General features: G+C 49.2%; 16 protein-coding genes. 12 read left to right on the top strand and 4 right to left on the bottom strand.

All coding sequences use genetic code 11. The features are described from left to right. The first annotated feature begins 141 nt into the window (after window positions 1-141). Window positions 142-1,164 carry a LacI family DNA-binding transcriptional regulator gene (locus DYE26_RS11320; RefSeq protein ID WP_036624124.1) on the top strand — a complete coding sequence of 341 codons (1,023 nt, stop codon included), beginning with the start codon at window positions 142-144 and terminating at the stop codon, window positions 1,162-1,164. 72 nt (window positions 1,165-1,236) lie between these two features. Here DYE26_RS11320 and DYE26_RS11315 read toward each other — a convergent pair whose 3' ends face one another. Beyond that, window positions 1,237-2,196: a sugar kinase gene (locus DYE26_RS11315; RefSeq protein WP_036624123.1), complete on the bottom strand. Its 960-nt coding sequence runs from the start codon at window positions 2,194-2,196 to the stop codon at window positions 1,237-1,239. A gap of 299 nt (window positions 2,197-2,495) precedes the next feature. On the opposite strand from DYE26_RS11315, the gene DYE26_RS11310 reads away from it, so the two are divergent. Next, window positions 2,496-3,134 carry a bifunctional 2-keto-4-hydroxyglutarate aldolase/2-keto-3-deoxy-6-phosphogluconate aldolase gene (locus DYE26_RS11310; RefSeq protein WP_036624122.1) on the top strand — a complete coding sequence of 213 codons (639 nt, stop codon included), beginning with the start codon at window positions 2,496-2,498 and terminating at the stop codon, window positions 3,132-3,134. A gap of 69 nt (window positions 3,135-3,203) precedes the next feature. Here the strand turns inward: DYE26_RS11310 and DYE26_RS11305 are convergent, their stop codons facing one another. The 3 genes from DYE26_RS11305 to DYE26_RS11295 form a co-directional block, all read right to left on the bottom strand. Further along, window positions 3,204-3,518: a DMT family transporter gene (locus DYE26_RS11305; protein ID WP_036624121.1), complete on the bottom strand. Its 315-nt coding sequence runs from the start codon at window positions 3,516-3,518 to the stop codon at window positions 3,204-3,206. A gap of 1 nt (window position 3,519) precedes the next feature. After that, window positions 3,520-3,867 carry a DMT family transporter gene (locus tag DYE26_RS11300; RefSeq protein ID WP_036624120.1) on the bottom strand — a complete coding sequence of 116 codons (348 nt, stop codon included), beginning with the start codon at window positions 3,865-3,867 and terminating at the stop codon, window positions 3,520-3,522. A gap of 108 nt (window positions 3,868-3,975) precedes the next feature. After that, window positions 3,976-4,560: a TetR/AcrR family transcriptional regulator gene (locus DYE26_RS11295; protein ID WP_036624119.1), complete on the bottom strand. Its 585-nt coding sequence runs from the start codon at window positions 4,558-4,560 to the stop codon at window positions 3,976-3,978. A 232-nt stretch (window positions 4,561-4,792) separates the two neighbouring features. Between DYE26_RS11295 and DYE26_RS11290 the strand changes: the two genes are divergently transcribed. The 10 genes from DYE26_RS11290 (at window position 4,793) to DYE26_RS11245 (ending at window position 17,121) form a co-directional block, all read left to right on the top strand. Then, complete coding sequence (locus DYE26_RS11290; protein ID WP_036624118.1) at window positions 4,793-5,449, top strand: response regulator transcription factor; 657 nt, start codon at window positions 4,793-4,795, stop codon at window positions 5,447-5,449. A 2-nt stretch (window positions 5,450-5,451) separates the two neighbouring features. Next, window positions 5,452-6,882 (top strand): HAMP domain-containing sensor histidine kinase, encoded by a 1,431-nt coding sequence (locus DYE26_RS11285; protein ID WP_036624117.1) that lies wholly within the window; start codon window positions 5,452-5,454, stop codon window positions 6,880-6,882. Further along, entirely contained in the window at window positions 6,879-7,637 is a 759-nt protein-coding gene (locus DYE26_RS11280; protein ID WP_036624116.1) for a hypothetical protein, read from the top strand. Before DYE26_RS11285 ends, DYE26_RS11280 begins: the two co-directional genes overlap by 4 nt. Before the next feature lie 244 nt (window positions 7,638-7,881). Beyond that, complete coding sequence (locus DYE26_RS11275) at window positions 7,882-9,000, top strand: DUF418 domain-containing protein (RefSeq protein WP_371860950.1); 1,119 nt, start codon at window positions 7,882-7,884, stop codon at window positions 8,998-9,000. A gap of 358 nt (window positions 9,001-9,358) precedes the next feature. Continuing rightward, window positions 9,359-9,817, top strand: coding sequence for a PTS sugar transporter subunit IIA (locus DYE26_RS11270; protein ID WP_036624115.1), 459 nt, complete (start codon window positions 9,359-9,361; stop codon window positions 9,815-9,817). A gap of 314 nt (window positions 9,818-10,131) precedes the next feature. Continuing rightward, the gene (locus tag DYE26_RS11265; RefSeq protein WP_036624114.1) at window positions 10,132-11,952 is read left to right on the top strand and encodes a cache domain-containing sensor histidine kinase; all 1,821 of its coding nucleotides are present in this window, start codon (window positions 10,132-10,134) and stop codon (window positions 11,950-11,952) included. A 43-nt stretch (window positions 11,953-11,995) separates the two neighbouring features. Then, window positions 11,996-13,579: a response regulator gene (locus DYE26_RS11260; protein WP_036624113.1), complete on the top strand. Its 1,584-nt coding sequence runs from the start codon at window positions 11,996-11,998 to the stop codon at window positions 13,577-13,579. A 162-nt stretch (window positions 13,580-13,741) separates the two neighbouring features. Then, window positions 13,742-14,647: an ABC transporter permease gene (locus DYE26_RS11255; RefSeq protein WP_036624112.1), complete on the top strand. Its 906-nt coding sequence runs from the start codon at window positions 13,742-13,744 to the stop codon at window positions 14,645-14,647. A gap of 2 nt (window positions 14,648-14,649) precedes the next feature. Next, complete coding sequence (locus DYE26_RS11250) at window positions 14,650-15,519, top strand: carbohydrate ABC transporter permease (protein ID WP_036624111.1); 870 nt, start codon at window positions 14,650-14,652, stop codon at window positions 15,517-15,519. Window positions 15,520-15,537: 18 nt separating this feature from the next. After that, window positions 15,538-17,121 carry a type 2 periplasmic-binding domain-containing protein gene (locus DYE26_RS11245; RefSeq protein ID WP_036624110.1) on the top strand — a complete coding sequence of 528 codons (1,584 nt, stop codon included), beginning with the start codon at window positions 15,538-15,540 and terminating at the stop codon, window positions 17,119-17,121. Window positions 17,122-17,196: the final 75 nt, after the last annotated feature.

Below are 17,196 nucleotides of genomic sequence, written 5' to 3'. Positions count from 1 at the left end.
ACTAACAAGGCATGTCCTGAATCGGGTTTGTGAAAGAAGGGCTTTTTTACTTTTGGGCTATTCGGACCGGAATCTGTGTTATTATGAAAGATATGAACTGTTTTTGCACAAAACTTATTTGGAAAGAGCGGAGCTTTAATGATGAAAAAGCTGACTATCGACGATGTCGCCCGTAGGGCCGGCGTTTCCAAAAGCACAATATCCCAGTACTTGAACCAGCGGTATAAGTATATGAGCGAAGCGACGCGGCAGCGGATCGCCGAAGTCATTGAGGAGTTGGATTATCGGCCGAACGGCCTTGCCCGCAGTCTGAAGCAGAATCGCACTCATCTCGTTGGGATCATTGTGGCGGATATCGACTATACTTTGTCCATCCAGTGCGTCCGCGCCATCGAAAGCGAGCTGCAGAACCGGGGGATCCAGGTTTTGATCTGCAATGCTGACGAAAATCCGGAGAAGGAGCAGCTCTATATTGAAACACTGATTGCCAGACAGGTTGACGGTTTGATTGTGTTCCCTACGGGGCATCAATCTTCGGCCTACAGCCGTCTTGGCGAACTGGAGATGCCGTTCGTTTTCATTGACCGTCTGGTTGACGGCGTCAGCACCCAGAGCTTGCTGCTTGATAACGAAATTGCCGCCAAAATGGGAGTAGAAGAGTTGGTCCATAACGGGCATACCCGGATCGGTATGATGACGCTGCCGCTGGGGGAGCAAGGGATTACTCCGCGCAAGGAGCGGCTTGGCGGATTCCGCAAGGCCATGGAGGAGGCGGGCTTGCCGCTGCGGGAAGAATATCTTGTGAGTGCTCCGGCGCAGGAGCTCGGAGCCCGGCTCTCGGAACTCATGGCGCTTCCGGAGCCGCCGACATCGCTGATCGCCGGCAACGATATTGTGCTGGCCGAGCTGTTGAAAGCCTCCAACCGGCTGGGGATTTCCATTCCCGAGCGACTGTCGGTCATTGGCATAGACGATGCCGACTTTGCCCGCATCTACAACCCGGTCATCACCACGATTTGTCAGCCCGCCCATGAGATGGGCGTTCAAGCCGCCAAAGTCATTCTTTCCGGCATCGAGGATCGGGACAGACCGATACCTATTACGTACCGTTTTCCGCCCGCGCTTCGGCGTGGGGAGTCGGTGAAAAAATTGGAGATTCGGTAAAGCCGGCAAGAACCTAAAAGGACTTTGACTTCCTCAGCGTGTGGAGGTCAAAGTCCTTTTAATATCGCGATTTTAACTGACAGTTACGGCTGATGCCATAAATGCCTCCAATTCAGCGCGGCTTGGCAGGCCGTCCGAGTCGCCCGGCGACATAACCGCCAGCGCGCCGATCGCATTCCCCCTGGAGACAGCCGACTGGACATCCAGCTTCTCCAATAGTCCGCTAATCACGCCGGCGGCGAATCCGTCGCCCGCGCCGACTGTATCGACAACCCGTTCCACTTTAAAGCCCGGCACAAAGCCGTGGCCCTGTAAACTCTTGTAGAAAGCCCCGCCCGGCCCCATTTTGATGACGACCAGCGAGACGCCCTGCTTGAGATAGAAATCGGCAATCTCCTCAGGCTCCTCCAACCCGGTTAACAGGCGCCCTTCGCCGATGCCGGGAAAAAACCAGTCGGAGCGGCAGGCCAGCTCGTTGATCGTCCGAATCATCGTCTCTTGGTCGCTCCATAATACCGGCCGCAGATTGGGATCAAACGAGATTGTCCGGTTTTGACTTTTCATGTAGTCCATAGCATGGCGCGAGAATTCCAGCATGGATGGTGAAAGCGCAGCCGAAATACCCGTGACGTGCAGATGAGCGGCCGAAGCAAAGTAATCCGGGTCAAAGTCGGCGATACCAAGGGTGGAGGCCGCGGACCCTTTACGGTAATACTCCACCTTAGGATCCCCGTTTAGTACCCTGGACTTTAGAAGCAGGCCGGTCGGTTTCTCATGAGTTAACTTCACCTTGGAGGTATCGATGCCCTCTTTGTTCTGGGCATCCAGAATAAATCGTCCCAGGCTGTCCTCCCCAAGCTTCGTGATATAGCCGGTTTGATGACCGAGCCGGCAGAGACCGATCGCTACATTGCTTTCGGCTCCGGCCAGTGCTTTGGAGAAAGCAGCGGCTTCGTGAAGTTCGCCGACTTCATCGGCGCGGAACATGACCATCGGTTCGCCGAAAGTGACGGCGGCCAAGGCTTTTGACATGTAAGATTCCCCCTAAAGACTAATTATCCTCAAAATATCATATAAACCGGTTTTGTACAATGCTGGTGTTTACATTTAACATGAGGATGTCAACAAAATCGATTAGAAAATAGCCGTTTTTATTGTTATTTACGGAAATTCTAAAAAAACATTGACGGAGCCGATAATTGTGTTTAGTATCTAGTTGAAGCAGAAAATGCTAGGTTTTAATCTTATTTTGATAAAATAATTTAGTAAATTTATTTAGGTGTGTAATGACTAGTCATGATCAAAGTAAAGAGGCAAAGGAGAAGAGTTCTATGAAGAAGCTAAAAGTGTTGGGAAATTTGCAGGAATGCGGCGTAGTAGCGGTAATCCGGGCGGAAAATGCGGAAGATGCCTGTAAAATGTCGGCAGCCTGTATTGAAGGCGGCTTAACCAATATAGAAGTGACGTTCACGACGCCGGGCGCGGAAGAAGCCATCCGCCGGCTGGTATCCGAGTATGGAAAGCAGGCGGTCGTCGGCGCCGGTACCGTGCTTGATCCGGTTACGGCGCGAATTGCCATTCTAGCGGGGGCGGAATTTGTGGTTAGTCCGTCGTTCGACAAGGAAACGGCGCAGCTTTGCAACCTCTACGGAATTCCTTATATGCCGGGCGTTCTGACGCTGGGCGAAATCAAGGAGGCGTTGAAGCTGGGGGTTGACATCCTGAAATTGTTCCCGGGCAGCGCTTTCGGTCCCGATTTCGTCAAGGCCGTTAAGGGCCCGATGCCGCATGTCAGCATTATGCCAACCGGCGGCGTTGATCTGGAAAATATGGAACAGTGGCTTAAGGCCGGCTGTATCGCCGTCGGGATCGGCAGCAACCTTACGGCTCCGGCGAAGCAAGGCCGCTACGACCAAATCGCGGAATTGGCGGAAGCGTATGTATCCAAGTACCGGGCACTAAGTAAATAGAACGGGGCGGGAACAACGCCAGGCTGTAAAGAGATGGCTCCTGTATGGATCAGGAGTCATCTCTTTAAGTTATGAAACTGCTTTGAGACCAACAACACCAACGACAATGATCAAGAGACTTATCATGCGCCCGATGCTTTTGGATTCACCAAAAAAGATCATGTTTACCAGAACGGCAGCGGAGGTTCCTATTCCAATCCAGACCGCATAGGCGATGCTGACTTGCAGATAATTAAAAGAAGCGTAAAGAAAGGCAAAAGAACCTCCAAATCCGCCAAAAAACATCAGCAAATTCAACATGGATTTCTTTTGGCTGAATTTTTTTAAACCAATGACTCCAGTCAGCTCAAATAGAGCAGCAATCAATACGAATAGCCAACCCATATTAACGAACTCCTTTTGCCGATCCGGTTTCCGGCTTATTGTCGAATAGTTTTAAGGCAATTACCCCAATGACCAGAATCCCCATAAACAGACCTTTTGCAATGCTGAATTCCCCATCAAAAATCAGGATGTCCATTAGGGCCGTGCCCACTGTACCTGCGGCTGCAAAAACGGCGTAAACGGTGCCGGTCGGCAATGACTCGCAGGCTTTTGCAAGAAACTGCATATCGACGAGAATTATGACCATGATGATAACCCAGTGCCACCAAGTATCGGCAACATTGAATCCAAAGACCCAAAGCAATTCGAATAGAGAAGTTAAAAGGACAAAAATCCAACCTTTATTCATAGACCCTTTTCCTTTCCGAAAATTCAAAAAAAGTCACCGCACGATTAATGAATGAACGTCAGTCATAATAATTCAAAAAAATAAATGCAGATTTGCCGGTACTTTGCTTCAGTTTCTCCATAATGATCTCTTGATGAAATGAAATACCCGCGTCTTATAAACGTCCAGGGGTTCTTCTTGTTCAAGTCCGATATAAAATCGTTCGGCAGCATTTTCAATCAGATTGATGAGAAGTTTGGCCGTCCATTTGGCATGAAGATCGCTGACGATCTCATTATTGTTCATGGCTTTCACTAATATGTTCTCAAGCCAATCATAATAAGGAGAATAGATGGCTTCCCATTTTTCCATGGAATGATCGATCGCAAGACCGGAATAACAAAGGACAAGGATTTCTTTGTATGAATCGGTGATGTCGAAGGTTTCGCTTATTACAACCTCCAAAACGTCCCAAAAGCTTTCTTTATCCTGTGCTTTTTCTTTGATTTTACCAAAAGTGATGCTAAGAAGATGATCCGCAATCGCGGGGATTAACGCTTTTTTGGATGAGAAATATAAATAAAACGTTCCTTGGGCAACGCCCGCTTTTTTTACGATATCCGAAATAACCGTCTTATCATATCCTTTTTCCGTTATGACCTCCATGGCCGCGTTTAAAATAAGCTGGTATTTCCCATCAGAGAAGTTTGCCAATATTCATCCCCCTCCTTTTTGATTAATGAATGATTATCATTCATAATACGTGAATGCGAAAATACTGTCAAACGTTATTCCCGGTTAGCTGGACTGGCAGAACTGTCTTTAGTCCAAAAAAGAATTTAGATGAAGCAAACGTAAACCACTATACAAATTCACTTTTTAAGAAGAAAGATATATAATCAAAGGCATATTTTGAATCCTTACGGGTTAGGAGTGCGAAAATGTTTTGGGCAAAAAAATCTTAATTGTTGAAGACGACATCAATATTTCAAAAATCATCAAAATGAACTTGAATGTCGTAAATTATGAGACGACCGAAGTATACGATGGACAGGCCGCCTGGGAGATGATTCAGCGCGAAAAGTTCAACCTGGTTTTGCTGGATGTCATGATTCCGGGGATCGACGGGTTTGAACTCATGGAGAAAATCCGCCCGCTGCAGATCCCGGTGATTTTTTTAACGGCGAAAAATGCAGTAATTGATAAGGTCCAGGGTTTGAAGCTGGGGGCGGAGGATTACATCGTGAAGCCGTTCGAAACCCTTGAACTGCTGGCCCGCATTGAGACGGTATTACGCAGATTCGGCAGTGAAGAGCATGTCATTGAATTTAAAGAGCTTCAGGTCTATTTGGATAAAAGGGAAGTAAGGGTCAAGGGACAGCCCGTGGAACTGACCATCAAGGAATTTGATCTGCTCGTCGTTCTTTTGAAGAATAAAAACATCGCTCTGTCCCGGGAACAACTGTTGGATAAAGTTTGGGGGATCGCTTATTTTGGCGAAACGAGAACCGTAGACATGCATATTAAATCGCTGCGCAAAAAGCTTGGACTGCATGACCACATTATCACGGTCTATAAAATCGGGTACCGGTTGGAGGACTAGGCATGAGGTTTTGGCAGAAAATATCCCTGTTCTCGATCTTGACTTTTATCGTCATCTTTAACCTGGCTTCGGTGCTGATCATCGAGCGGAACCACAGCAAGATGCTCCAGCAGGAAATCAATACGATGTTACGGGAAAATATGAATATTCGTTCGACGATGGAGGCCGTGGCTCCGCTCCTGAAAATTTACAATGACTTTGATTATGAAAAAACGGTGTTTACGAATATAGGAAATGAGTTTGTTGCCAGAAACAACGACCAGAAAATGTATTTAAACATCGTAGATAATATGAACCGCAAGGTATTCAACAACGTCGATTTTACGGGGCAACATCCGGAACTGCAGGGGTCGTCAGAGGACGAGATCCGGTATATGCTAAGCGATGTCGGTCGGAGGACGATTTTGTTTACCTCCAGCCTGGTTCATATTAATCAAAAAAAATACGCCATCGGCTATATGAAAGATGTCACCCCGATTTATCAGGAGCGTTTCGAACAGTATAATTTTTTCTTGAAAGTTGATTTAGCCGCCTGCCTCATCTATATGATCGTGATGTTTTTGATCAGCAAAGGACTTACCAAACCGATCGACAAGATGGTTAAAACCGCAAAGGTGATTGCCCAAGGGGATTTCTCGAAAAGGGTGGAGCTCAAATCCAAAGATGAAATCAGCAACCTGGCCCATCATTTTAATCATATGGTTTCGGTGGTTGAAGATAAAATTATTGAACTGGAGCGGCACAATCTGGAGAAGCAGCGGTTTATCCAAAACTTCACCCATGAACTGAAAACGCCGCTGACCTCGATCATCGGCTACGCTGATTTTTTGCGGGTGACGAAATACCAGGAGGATGTTTTTCTGGATGGGCTGAATGTCATTTACAACGAGGCCAAAAGGCTCGAATCGCTCTCTTTGAAAATGATGGATTTAATTTTGGTACAAGCGGACCATTTTGAGATGAAGATGGAGAATCTAAGAACCGTGATTGACGAAATGGATTCGGCTTTGGCCATGGAAGCGAAGGATAAAAACATTCGCCTGGTTTATGACTGTAAGGATTGCCGGCTCTGGATGGAGAAGGATTTAATGAAGAGCCTCATCTTCAATCTGGCGGATAACGCGATCAAGGCTTCCGCCGAGCATGGGGCGGTAACGATTCGCACGTATGAGGACCATCATCAGTGTGTCCTCACCGTGGAAGACCGCGGTATCGGAATAGCTCCGGAGCATGTGGACAACATTTTCGAACCGTTTTATGTATCGGATAAAGCAAGAACGCGCAGCTACAATGGAGCAGGGTTAGGATTATCCATCTGTCAGAGCATCGCTAAGATTCATCATGGGACGTTTGAAGTGGCCAGTGAAGAAAACAAAGGAACAACCGTCACCGTTAGGTTTGATGTGAAGCGCGAAAGCGAGGTGGACTCATGAAGGCAATAAAGCTGCTTATCAGCGGGATAGCCTGCCTGATCTTCCTTACGGGTTGCAACGAATTTTATCAACCTGTCGCCAAAGATACGGTCATGATCAAAAAAATAAATCAAGTCATGCCGGAAAATAAGCTGGAGTACCCTGGAACATTATCGGAGGACACCGTGAAAACGTTAAGTGTTGATGCGGTAAATCGGCTTTTAAAGACCAATTTATTGGTGGAGGACATAAACCTCGAAGTCAGCGCATCCGATCTGCAGGAGATCAAAAGTATGCTGTATTCTATTATAGGAGATACGAGCGCAGACCCCCTTGTGCGGTATAAAACGGAATTGAACGCTATTCCTAACGGGATATACCGTGTAATCATAACCAATCCGCACAATCCTTATATTCAATATACCGTGGCATTGAATTCAAAAGACGGAGATATCCTGGAAATTAACAATTATGCACGAACGGAGTATTCCCCCGGTAAAGGAAGCGAACCCGACAAAGATGAAGCGATATTCACAGCTAAGCAGTTTCTGAAACGGTTGAGCGATGTAAATCCGGATGAGTTGGAACTAGGGAAGGACTCGTTTTTCTGGGGAGCAACAAACGACGCAACTTTATTCTTCCGGGATAAAAAGACGAAAAAAACGCGGTACGTCGTATCGGTTGACTCGAGTACGAAAGAGATATCAGGTTTCAGCAAGGGGATTATGACGGTGTTATCTTATTCATATCTGGCTAACCTCTCCCAATCTGACTAGCTTTAAGCTCCCCTAATTCTAATTTGCCGATCAAGAGACGCATGGCGTCTCTTTTTGTTTGGAATGCGGACATGATTATATGTTCCACTTTTTCCCTCCGCAAGTTGCAATATTTTTTACATCTTCTTTACATGTTGATCTAACTTTTACTACATCTTCCCGCTATATTGGAATAGCATCACATCCCCCATCGGGACAGGGAATTATGAAACAAAGTTTTGAACTTTTAGAGGAGGAGTACATATTGTCAATCGGTAATAAATCGCGGGGAACGGGGCGTCTTTTGGCGCTTGATGCAGCGCGGGGGTTGGCGGTCATAGGGATGTATGTGCAACACTTTGCGCTGAACGGCATGAATGGCGCGATCGTCTCCGGAAACACGACGCTGCTATTTGTGCTCTGCGGGGGCATCTCCTACTCGATCATGGCGGGGCGCATGAAGGATCTAGGAACGGAGCCGACCGCGTTCCGAGCGCGGATGCTCGCGCGCGCGGTATTTGTCGATACTATCGGGTATCTTCTCATTATGCTGAATACTCCGTACGGGGTGATTTTGCCCGCCTATGCGGCATTGTTCGTACTAGCGCTGGTGCTGGTGCGGCGTTCGACGCGTGCGCTTTTTGCGGCGGCGGCCGTTCTGCTCGTGGTGAGCCCGCCGCTGATGGTTCTCGGAGGGAGCTTTCTATCGGGGGCGTTCCTCCTGCGGGATATAGCGGGCGGACCGATGTCCGGTCTGGCACTCGCTCCAGCTTTCGTCGCCGGGATGGCGATCGGGCGTCTCGATCTCACCAAAGCGCGCACCGCACTCTCGCTTGCGGGCGGCGGCGCGGTCATGCACGCTGTCGGTAAGCTGCTGGGCGCTTACGTCCTTCCCGGGCTAAGCCGTTCTTTTGAGCAGTGGCTCATCCGCGTTCAAGGTGCCGCCCCCGTCCAGCCGGACCCTTACGCCATCTGGCCGCTTAACGTGGAACAGCCGTTGTGGCACAGTCTGCTCTGGACAGCTCCGCACAGCGCCTCGACGTTCCAGACGCTGACGGGGCTGGGGGCCGCGCTTTTGGTGCTGGGACTGGCTTGTCTCGTCCCGAAGCGGACCGCTGTCGTGCTGGGGCCTTTCGCGGCAGTCGGACGCGTGGCGTTGACGATGTACGCGGCACAGTTCGTCGTGATCTGGGTTCTTGAACGGGCGGGGATCGATTATGGCCTCGGAGGGATTCCATTCGGCGACCTGCTCGTCGTCATCGTGACGCTGGCGGCGGGCTGGCTGATCGCGCGGCTTCCCGCCGGTCCGCTCGAGGCGCCGATGCGTCGCTTCGACCGGGCGTTCAGCGCCTCACGGCCGGCTGGGGCACCGCCGTCCGGATAAGCGTGCGCCTGCCGGAACAGCTCACCCTTGGGGTGGGCTTTTTTTATAGGGTTAAACGATTTTACAACTCTATTACGCCTCGACCTCACTTCTAATATATGAAAGTTCTATTATTTATACCTGAACGGGAGGCGAATGATTAAAATAGCCCGCTCAGCAACAAAGGAAAAGGGGATGCATTATTCCATGTTTAGAAAATTGATCACCAGGCGCCGTCTGACACTGGTTTTATTGCTTGCGCTGCTGGTCGGAGCGATAAGCTGTTTCAGTGACTGAGGCAAGTGCTGCAGCTCCTGCTGCAGAAGGGCAAGCTGTTCCGGCGAAAGCAAGTTCAAACTCTGCAGGGGATTCGCCGAGCTTGAAGAAAGAGGTGCTTCACAGTCCATTAACTGGAGATGTGAAATCCTTGACTGAGGTTCCTGATCCTGCTTTTGCAGAAGGTGCTATGGGGAAAGGGGTTGCCATTGTTCCGAGTGTTGGCCAAGCCGTGTCGCCAGTGAACGGTACGGTTGGCACCATTCTCAAGTCAGGTCATGCTGTAGTTCTGCTATCCGAGAGTGGTGCGGAAGTACTTATTCACATTGGAATCAATACGGTGCAATTAAAAGGGCAGTATTTCACCCCTCGGGTTAAGGTAGGAGATCAGGTCCGCAAAGGGGATCTATTGATTGAGTTTGATCTGGAGAAAATTAAGGAAGCCGGTTACAATCCGATCACACCAATTATTATCTCGAATACCGACGATTATTTGGATGTTATTGAAACAACAAGCTCAACGGTTACAGCCCAAGATAAGTTGCTGACGCTTGTTGTCTAAGTGAACTACGCTGAAAGGAGACTCATCTATTAGAATGAGGCTGGCGGATTGATCCGCTTGGTCTCGGGATTGCTTCTTTCTAAGCTCTTGAACCAGCCTCAAAGGCCGTTTCAAGAGCTGTTTGCGTTCTTGGCGTATTCATGGGAACTATTTTATTCCCAAAAATGACCCGGCAGCAACTTAAATTCGTCCTCTTTACGTAATTTGTAAAAGGGATATAATCAAAGCTTGAAAGCGGATACAATTAATGTGGTAAAATGGTGGAGGGTTGGTTTTCGGCAATATGAGACACTAATTCAAGGAAGGACTCGGATATGGAGCATAACCATTGGATCCGCAAGGCGGTTTTGAGAATAAAAAACATGAGGTTCCAAAACAAATTAATGTTGGGATACCTGCTCATTTGCGTTATTCCGCTTATCGTTGTAAGCGTAATCATATTCCGCCAGTCGGCAGTGGAACTGGAAGAGTCTTCTCAAGAGTTCGCGGCTCTGTACACGTCTCAGATCAGGACTTCCTTGAACGAATTCATGAAAGAATACGATAAGGTGACCAAGTCGGTGCTCATCGACGGCGAACTGATCTATAAGCTCGGGGACGAGCGGAACAGGTCGATGGATGAATTGATTTTACAGCGGGTGGCCGTTCAGCGGTTGCTCATGCGGGTCGCTCTGCTTAAACCGGAGATCGGTACCGTGATGCTGGTGAGCCGCGATAACGCCGTGTATCAGTATACGACTACCACTAACGTGGTCAACGAGAACGCACTATTATCCCAAAATTGGTTTAAGCGGCTCCGCAGCTCCGATGAAACGTTTTTTATTACCGGGCTGCATGATCGTTCCTATTACGATGACCAAGGAGAAGGCGCCATGGTGACGGTAGGAAGAGTCCTCCTCAACTCGGACGGGGCCTATGCGGGAATCCTGCTCATCGATTTGGACCCGTTTGCCTTGCTGCAGCTTGATCAAGATTTCGTCTCGGCCCGGGACAAATACGGGATGAGCGTCACTATTAGCAATCGCCATGGAGAAATCGTCTATCAATCCGACGCCGCCAGCGGCCGGCTGTCCTGGCAGCAGGTATTGGAATCAGGCGGGGGAGCTTATATCAAAGTTAAAGGCGGCAAGAACAGGATTATTTTAACGGGAAACACCGAACTCGGCAAATTGTTGGTCAGGACGGAGATCCCCCGCGAAAAGCTTCTGGCCAAGATCAATCAGATCCAAGGGGTGACCTTGATTGTGATCCTGGCAAGCTGTTTGATCATCGCACTCATGTCGTTTGGATTAAGCTATACAATCACGAGGCCGATCAAGGCGCTCCGCAAGAGCATGAAGCAAGCGGAACTAGGCCAATACCTGCCCATCGAGAAAAAGCAGGCCAATGACGAGATCGGCAGCCTGGTCAATAGTTACAACAAGATGATCGTAACGATCCGCACCTTGATTGAGGATGTGTACATCGCGGAGATTAAGCATCGCCGAGCCAAGTTCATCGCGCTCCAGAACCAGATCAACCCGCATATGCTGTACAACACCTTGGAATCCATCCGCATGAAGGCGCTGGTGAATGATGATGAGGAGACGGCCGGCATGATCAAAATTCTGGCTCGCATGTTTAGGCTTGCTTTGGGGAAAGAAGGCAGGCAGCATTCGGTGAAGCATGAATTGGAATATACGGCGAATTATGTGCAGCTCCAGAACCTAAGGTTCGACCATAAGTTCCTGCTGGATATTCGAATTCCCGAGGATATTCAGCAATGCAGCATCATCCCGCTGGTTTTCCAGCCGATCGTGGAGAACAGCATCAACCATGGGTTCGAAGACTACAGCCAGACGATGAATATCGCGATTGAAGGTTTTTGGACGGAAGAAGGCGAGATCCTGATCCGGATGACGGACGACGGAATCGGCATGACTGAGGACAAGCAAAAGGAGCTGCAAGTTTTGTTGGAGGCGGCGGGGTCGGACAAATACAAGCTGGATATGACGGATGAGCCCGCCGGTAAAGGGTTGGGCTTAAAAAATATCGCGGAACGCATCAAGCTTCATTATGGAGACCGGTATTATCTGATGATTCGTTCTGGAATCGGGCAAGGGACGACGGTAGAAATTTTAATCCCCAAGATCTAAAGACGCTATGATGGTGCGAAATGAAAAAGAGAGGTGCCCTGGGATGAAGCTAGTCTTAGTGGATGACGAGAAAGGAATTGTGGACGGCCTTAAAAAAATAATCGGCCGCTATGTTCCGGATTGTGAGGTCGTTGGCGCAGCTTACAACGGTTTGGAAGGGGTCAAGTTAATTCAAACACGGCACCCCGACATCGTGATCACGGATATTCGGATGCCGCAGGCGGATGGCCTGGAAATGATCAAAATGCTGAAAGAGGCGGGCAACCCGGCCAAATTCATTCTTTTGAGCGGGTATGCCGACTTCGAATATGCGAGGCGGGGCATGCAGCTGGGGGTCCAATTTTACATCAATAAGCCGGTGGAGGAAGAGGAGCTTCGCGACTGCGTCCGTCAGGTCATGGAGGACATCCGGACGGAACGGGCTAAACTTCGGGAAGTGGACGACCTGAAGCAGGAGGCTCACAGCCGGATGCAGGAAAATGTACTGCGGGATATTCTTGATAACGGCAGCGATGGTTTGGTTCATATGGAAGAAACCCTGCGGATCGCCGGTATAGAAGCGGTGGGGGTCCGGTTTATATGCGTCTTGCTGGAATTTGACGAAGGTTTCGGCTGTATAAAAGAATTCGGTCTTCGGCCAGTGTTTCAGCAGATCGACCGGGCCTTGGAGCGGTACCGGGCCGTATACCGGTTCCGATATTCCGGTTCTCAGGTGGCCGTTGTAGTCACCCATGACGGAGCTGCCGGGTACGAGGAACTGGTCCGTACCATACTCGGCCTGAAGGATACGCTGTTTCGGGAACTGAAATTGTCCGTCACCGCCGGAATCGGCACTTTTCAGGAACGGGCGGCGGGACTCGGCCAATCTTTTGAGGAAGCCCGCTATGCCTTAAGCTACAAGGTCATCAAGGGGGAGGGGGCCGTGATCGCTTATCCCGAGACGGTCAATCTGACGGGACGGCGCCATCCCGTTCCTGAAGAACTGATTAACAAACTGGAAGCAGAGCTCGACAATATGAATGAAGAGGGATGTGTCGCCATCATCCGCGAGATTTTCCGGGGCATGGAAGTTCAGCAAGGTATGAGCCCCACGGATCTCCAGGTGTATTGTATAAACATCCTTTTATCGAGCGTGCGGAAGATGTCGTTTCAGCAGCTGCAGCAGAATGATTTTCTCGGGCGCAATATCCTGTCTCTAGAGGCCATCTCCAGCTTCCGAACGCTGGAGCGCCTGGAGAAATGGATGATTCAGGTCATTCGCTGCATCATTGTGTTTAAGGTAGAGCATCATGTGCCCAAGAAGAAGGATATCATCGCCGAGATCAAGGAATACGTAACGCAGCACTACCATGATCCGATCACCCTTGCGGAACTGGCCTCCCGGTTTTTCATCAGCCCTTATTATTTAAGCCAGTTGTTTAAGCAAAAGACGGGGGATACCTACATGAATTTTCTGGCTCAGGTCCGAATCGGCAAAGCGAAAGAACTGCTGGAGCGAACGGATTTGAAGGTTTATGAAATTTGCGAGCGGGTAGGGTACTCGGATACGCAGTATTTTGCTCGGCTATTCGAGAAATTGACAGGTTTGAGACCTAGCGAATACCGCAAGAGCCGATCGCGCGCTTAATTGAAACTTATTGTTAGGCCACTCCGCGCGGGAGTGGTTTTTAATTTATCCTTAAAAATGGCCTGGTTGGAACTTAAAAACGACCGATTGGCGATGGTTGCCCCCGATTGTATAGTAAAGATGTAAGCGAATTCAACAACCAGATATCAAGGGGGGAACCAATTGAGAGCAGTTCCATTTCATCGAATGAAGGTATATTGGCCGCTGTATGTGATGGCGATTCCGGGAATCGTTTTTCTGATTGTGTTTAAATTTATTCCGCTGGCCGGTTCTGTAATCGCCTTCAAGGATTATTCGGTTTTCCGGGGTTTCATTGATAGTCCTTGGGTAGGTCTCAAACATTTTAGCACCTTGCTTCACCATCCGGACTTTGCCCGAGTGTTCGGCAATACCCTGACGCTGGGATTTTTCAAGCTCGTTCTGATTTTCCCGGTGCCCGTTTTGCTGGCGCTGATGATCAACGAGATTCGAAAATCGGCGCTGAAGAAAGGAATCCAGACCGCGCTGTACATTCCGCACTTTTTGTCCTGGGTGATCGTGGGCGGTATTCTCTTCGATTTCTTTGCGATCAGCGGCTTGTTCAACATTGTCATCGGGTGGTTTGGTCATGAACCGGTGTTGGCCATGCAAGAAAGCGCATACTTTCGGCCTGTTTATGTGCTCGCTTCGATATGGAGGGATGCCGGGTGGGGAACCGTGGTGTATATGGCCGCCATTAGCGCGATCGACCCGCAGCTCTATGAATCGGCGATGATCGACGGCGCCTCCAAGTTCAGGCAAATCCGCCACATTACCTTTCCGCTTTTGCTGCCGACCGTACTGGTGCTATTTTTGCTTGAGATCGGCAATTTCCTGGATCTTGGCTTTGATCAAGTGTATAATCTGCTCACTCCGATGACATACAACGTAGGGGATATCCTGGATACGTACGTATTCCGGACGGGCATTCAGCAAGCGCAGTACAGTTTCGCCACGGCGGTAGGGCTGTTTCAATCGGTGATCGGGTTTATTATGGTGTACACCTTCAATAAGTTGTCCAAGAAGGTTTCGGATGGGGGGCTCTGGTAGGCATGGCTGAATCAAGAGGGGAAAAAATATTTGGTACGGCAATAACTGTCCTGCTTATCCTGTTTTCCATTATAGCGATCATACCGCTCCTGTCCGTGATTGCGACCTCGTTTAGTTCCAGAAGTGCTGTCGATATGAATCTGGTAACGTTATGGCCGAAAGAGTTTACGTTAGACTCATGGAAATATATTATCGATCGTCCCGACTTGTGGAAATCGTTTTTCCTGACGCTCGGCACGACGTTAATCGGCACGGTGTTGGCGCTCCTGATGACCGCCTTGTTCGCCTACCCGCTGTCGAAGCCCGAGTTCCGCTGGGGTTCCGTGATTATGGTGCTAGTTGTGATTGCCATGATCTTTAAAGCGCCGATTGTGCCTTATTTCCTGACAGTCCGCGGCGTTGGCCTTTATGATAATCCATTGGTCCTGGTCATACCGCATATTCTGAATCCGTTCAATTTAATCATCATGAGGACCTTCTTCAAGCAATTCTCCAAGGAATTGGAGGAGGCCGCCTTTCTTGAGGGCTGCGGATATTTCCGGATGCTGTTCCAATTCGTGCTTCCGCTATCCAAGGCTGTACTGGCGACCCTCGCTTTATTCTACGGTGTGGTGTTATGGAATCAGTTCCAGCATCCGCTTTTCTTCTTGCAGAATCCGGACTGGTTTCCGCTGCAGATTAAGATCCGGCAGTTCATCACCGACGGTAACGTGATTATGGCCGGTGCCCCGACCACGGCTGATCTTAACTATAACGAGCGGACTTTAAGAGCGGCGACCGTGATTTTTGCGATCATCCCGATCATTCTGGTGTATCCTTTCCTGCAGAAATATTTCGTTAAAGGAGCCATGATCGGCTCCGTAAAAGGGTAATTAAAAGGGGGAAACAGTATGAAACTTAAAAAGATCAGCCTATTGCTGGCGACAAGCATTCTTGCAATAACCACTGTATTAACGGGTTGCGGCGGAAACAAAAACGCTTCCGAAGGTTCAGCGGCTGCGAACCAGAACCAGAACTCCAGCGGGGATGAAGTTGTCGATATTGAAGTGTGGGGCACCAACATCGGATATAAACCGATCGAAAAGGGCAGCAAGCTGTATGAATTTTATAAAGAAAAGCTTGGCGTCGGCGTCATTCATCCGTATGTGGAATGGAACGGGGGCACCAACTACCTGAATCAGTTGAACCTGAAAATCGCCGCAGGGGAAATGCCCGACTTGTTCTTGCCCCAGCAGGGCATTGAAGACAGCTTGGCTAAAAACGGGGCGATCGCCGATCTGACTGATTTGTTGCCTCAATATGCGCCGAATTTATGGAATGCCATTCCGCAGGATATGTGGGATATTGTTAAGGCCAACGATCCTACCGGTCAAGGGAGAATCTACTATATCCCCGGTGTGGTGGACTACGGAAGATATGCCGGTATGATCCGCCAGGACTGGCTCGATAAGCTGGGGCTGCAGATGCCGAAGACCCAAGACGAATACGTTAAGGTTTTGGAGGCGTTCAGGGACAAGGATCCTAACGGCAACGGCCAGAAGGATGAGCTTCCGACCGGCGGCCGGGAGGAAGCGCGCTGGATGGATCATTTGTTCGCCATGTATGGGGTAGCCATGTTCGAAGGTTATCCGGACTGGGACATTTATGGCGGCGAGCTGACTTATTCCGCGGTGACTCCCAATATGAAAGCGGCTTTGGAGTTCCTATCCAAGCTGTACAAGGAAGGATTAATCGACAAGGAATCGCTGTTGAACACCAAGGATAAGTGGGACGGCAAGATTCATTCGGATAGGGTAGGAAACTATTTTCACTGGGTAGAGTCCGGCTATTTGCCTTTAGAAAATTTATATAAGAACACCGGCGTGAAGGCAGAATTTACCGTACTCCCTGTACCGGAAGCCGAAGGCTATAAGGGCTTTTATACATGGAAGAGATTTACGCCGCCGGCCTGGGTGGTCAAGAACAACAAGGATGAGGAGAAGCTGATGGCCACCATGAAGCTGTTGAACAATATGTACGATAAGAAAAATTGGAAGGATCTGTACCTTGGGGTGGAAGGAATGCATCATACCCTAAAGGATGGCAAAGCGACCTTGCTTCCGGACGACAAGAGCACGCAGGAAAACCGGATTCTCGATCCGTATGCCAAAATATCCACCCTTGATTTCATGATCGATCTGAACAAGAGCACCGCTTCGGAAGATCGAATGTGGGCCATTGATCAAGTGAACCGGAATATGCAGGAAGCTCAGAAGTACGCCAAAATCATCGCCGGTGACGGCATGCCGGCCAGCGTCTACGATGGCTACCCGGACATTAACAATCGCACGCTGTACGTGGAATACGCCACCAAGATCATTATTGGCCAATATCCGATCAGCAAGTTCGACGAATTCGTCGATAAGTGGTATCAATCGGGCGGCGAAGAAGTGACAAAGCGTGCTAGAGAATGGTACGCGAAAGTGAAAAGATAATTACCCGAACAAGTCTATCCGCCCGGCATCCCTTTGAAGTCGGGCGGATATTTCCATCTACATCTAAGCTGCGGC

It is taken from the genome of Paenibacillus macerans, from assembly GCF_900454495.1.
GTDB classification, from domain to species: Bacteria; Bacillota; Bacilli; order Paenibacillales; family Paenibacillaceae; genus Fontibacillus; species Fontibacillus macerans.
Note: the sequence above shows the minus strand (reverse complement) of the source record. Positions and strands in the feature narration are given on the sequence as shown.

Excerpts from the sequence above, each read along its gene's own strand:
- DYE26_RS11315 (WP_036624123.1), bottom strand. The coding sequence starts at position 2,196 with ATGTCAAAAGCCTTGGCCGCCGTCACTTTCGGCGAACCGATGGTCATG.
- DYE26_RS11310 (WP_036624122.1), top strand. The coding sequence starts at position 2,496 with ATGAAGAAGCTAAAAGTGTTGGGAAATTTGCAGGAATGCGGCGTAGTA.
- DYE26_RS11300 (WP_036624120.1), bottom strand. The coding sequence starts at position 3,867 with ATGAATAAAGGTTGGATTTTTGTCCTTTTAACTTCTCTATTCGAATTG.
- DYE26_RS11250 (WP_036624111.1), top strand. The coding sequence starts at position 14,650 with ATGGCTGAATCAAGAGGGGAAAAAATATTTGGTACGGCAATAACTGTC.
- DYE26_RS11280 (WP_036624116.1), top strand. The coding sequence starts at position 6,879 with ATGAAGGCAATAAAGCTGCTTATCAGCGGGATAGCCTGCCTGATCTTC.
- DYE26_RS11245 (WP_036624110.1), top strand. The coding sequence starts at position 15,538 with ATGAAACTTAAAAAGATCAGCCTATTGCTGGCGACAAGCATTCTTGCA.
- DYE26_RS11320 (WP_036624124.1), top strand. The coding sequence starts at position 142 with ATGAAAAAGCTGACTATCGACGATGTCGCCCGTAGGGCCGGCGTTTCC.
- DYE26_RS11260 (WP_036624113.1), top strand. The coding sequence starts at position 11,996 with ATGAAGCTAGTCTTAGTGGATGACGAGAAAGGAATTGTGGACGGCCTT.
- DYE26_RS11305 (WP_036624121.1), bottom strand. The coding sequence starts at position 3,518 with ATGGGTTGGCTATTCGTATTGATTGCTGCTCTATTTGAGCTGACTGGA.
- DYE26_RS11285 (WP_036624117.1), top strand. The coding sequence starts at position 5,452 with ATGAGGTTTTGGCAGAAAATATCCCTGTTCTCGATCTTGACTTTTATC.
- DYE26_RS11265 (WP_036624114.1), top strand. The coding sequence starts at position 10,132 with ATGGAGCATAACCATTGGATCCGCAAGGCGGTTTTGAGAATAAAAAAC.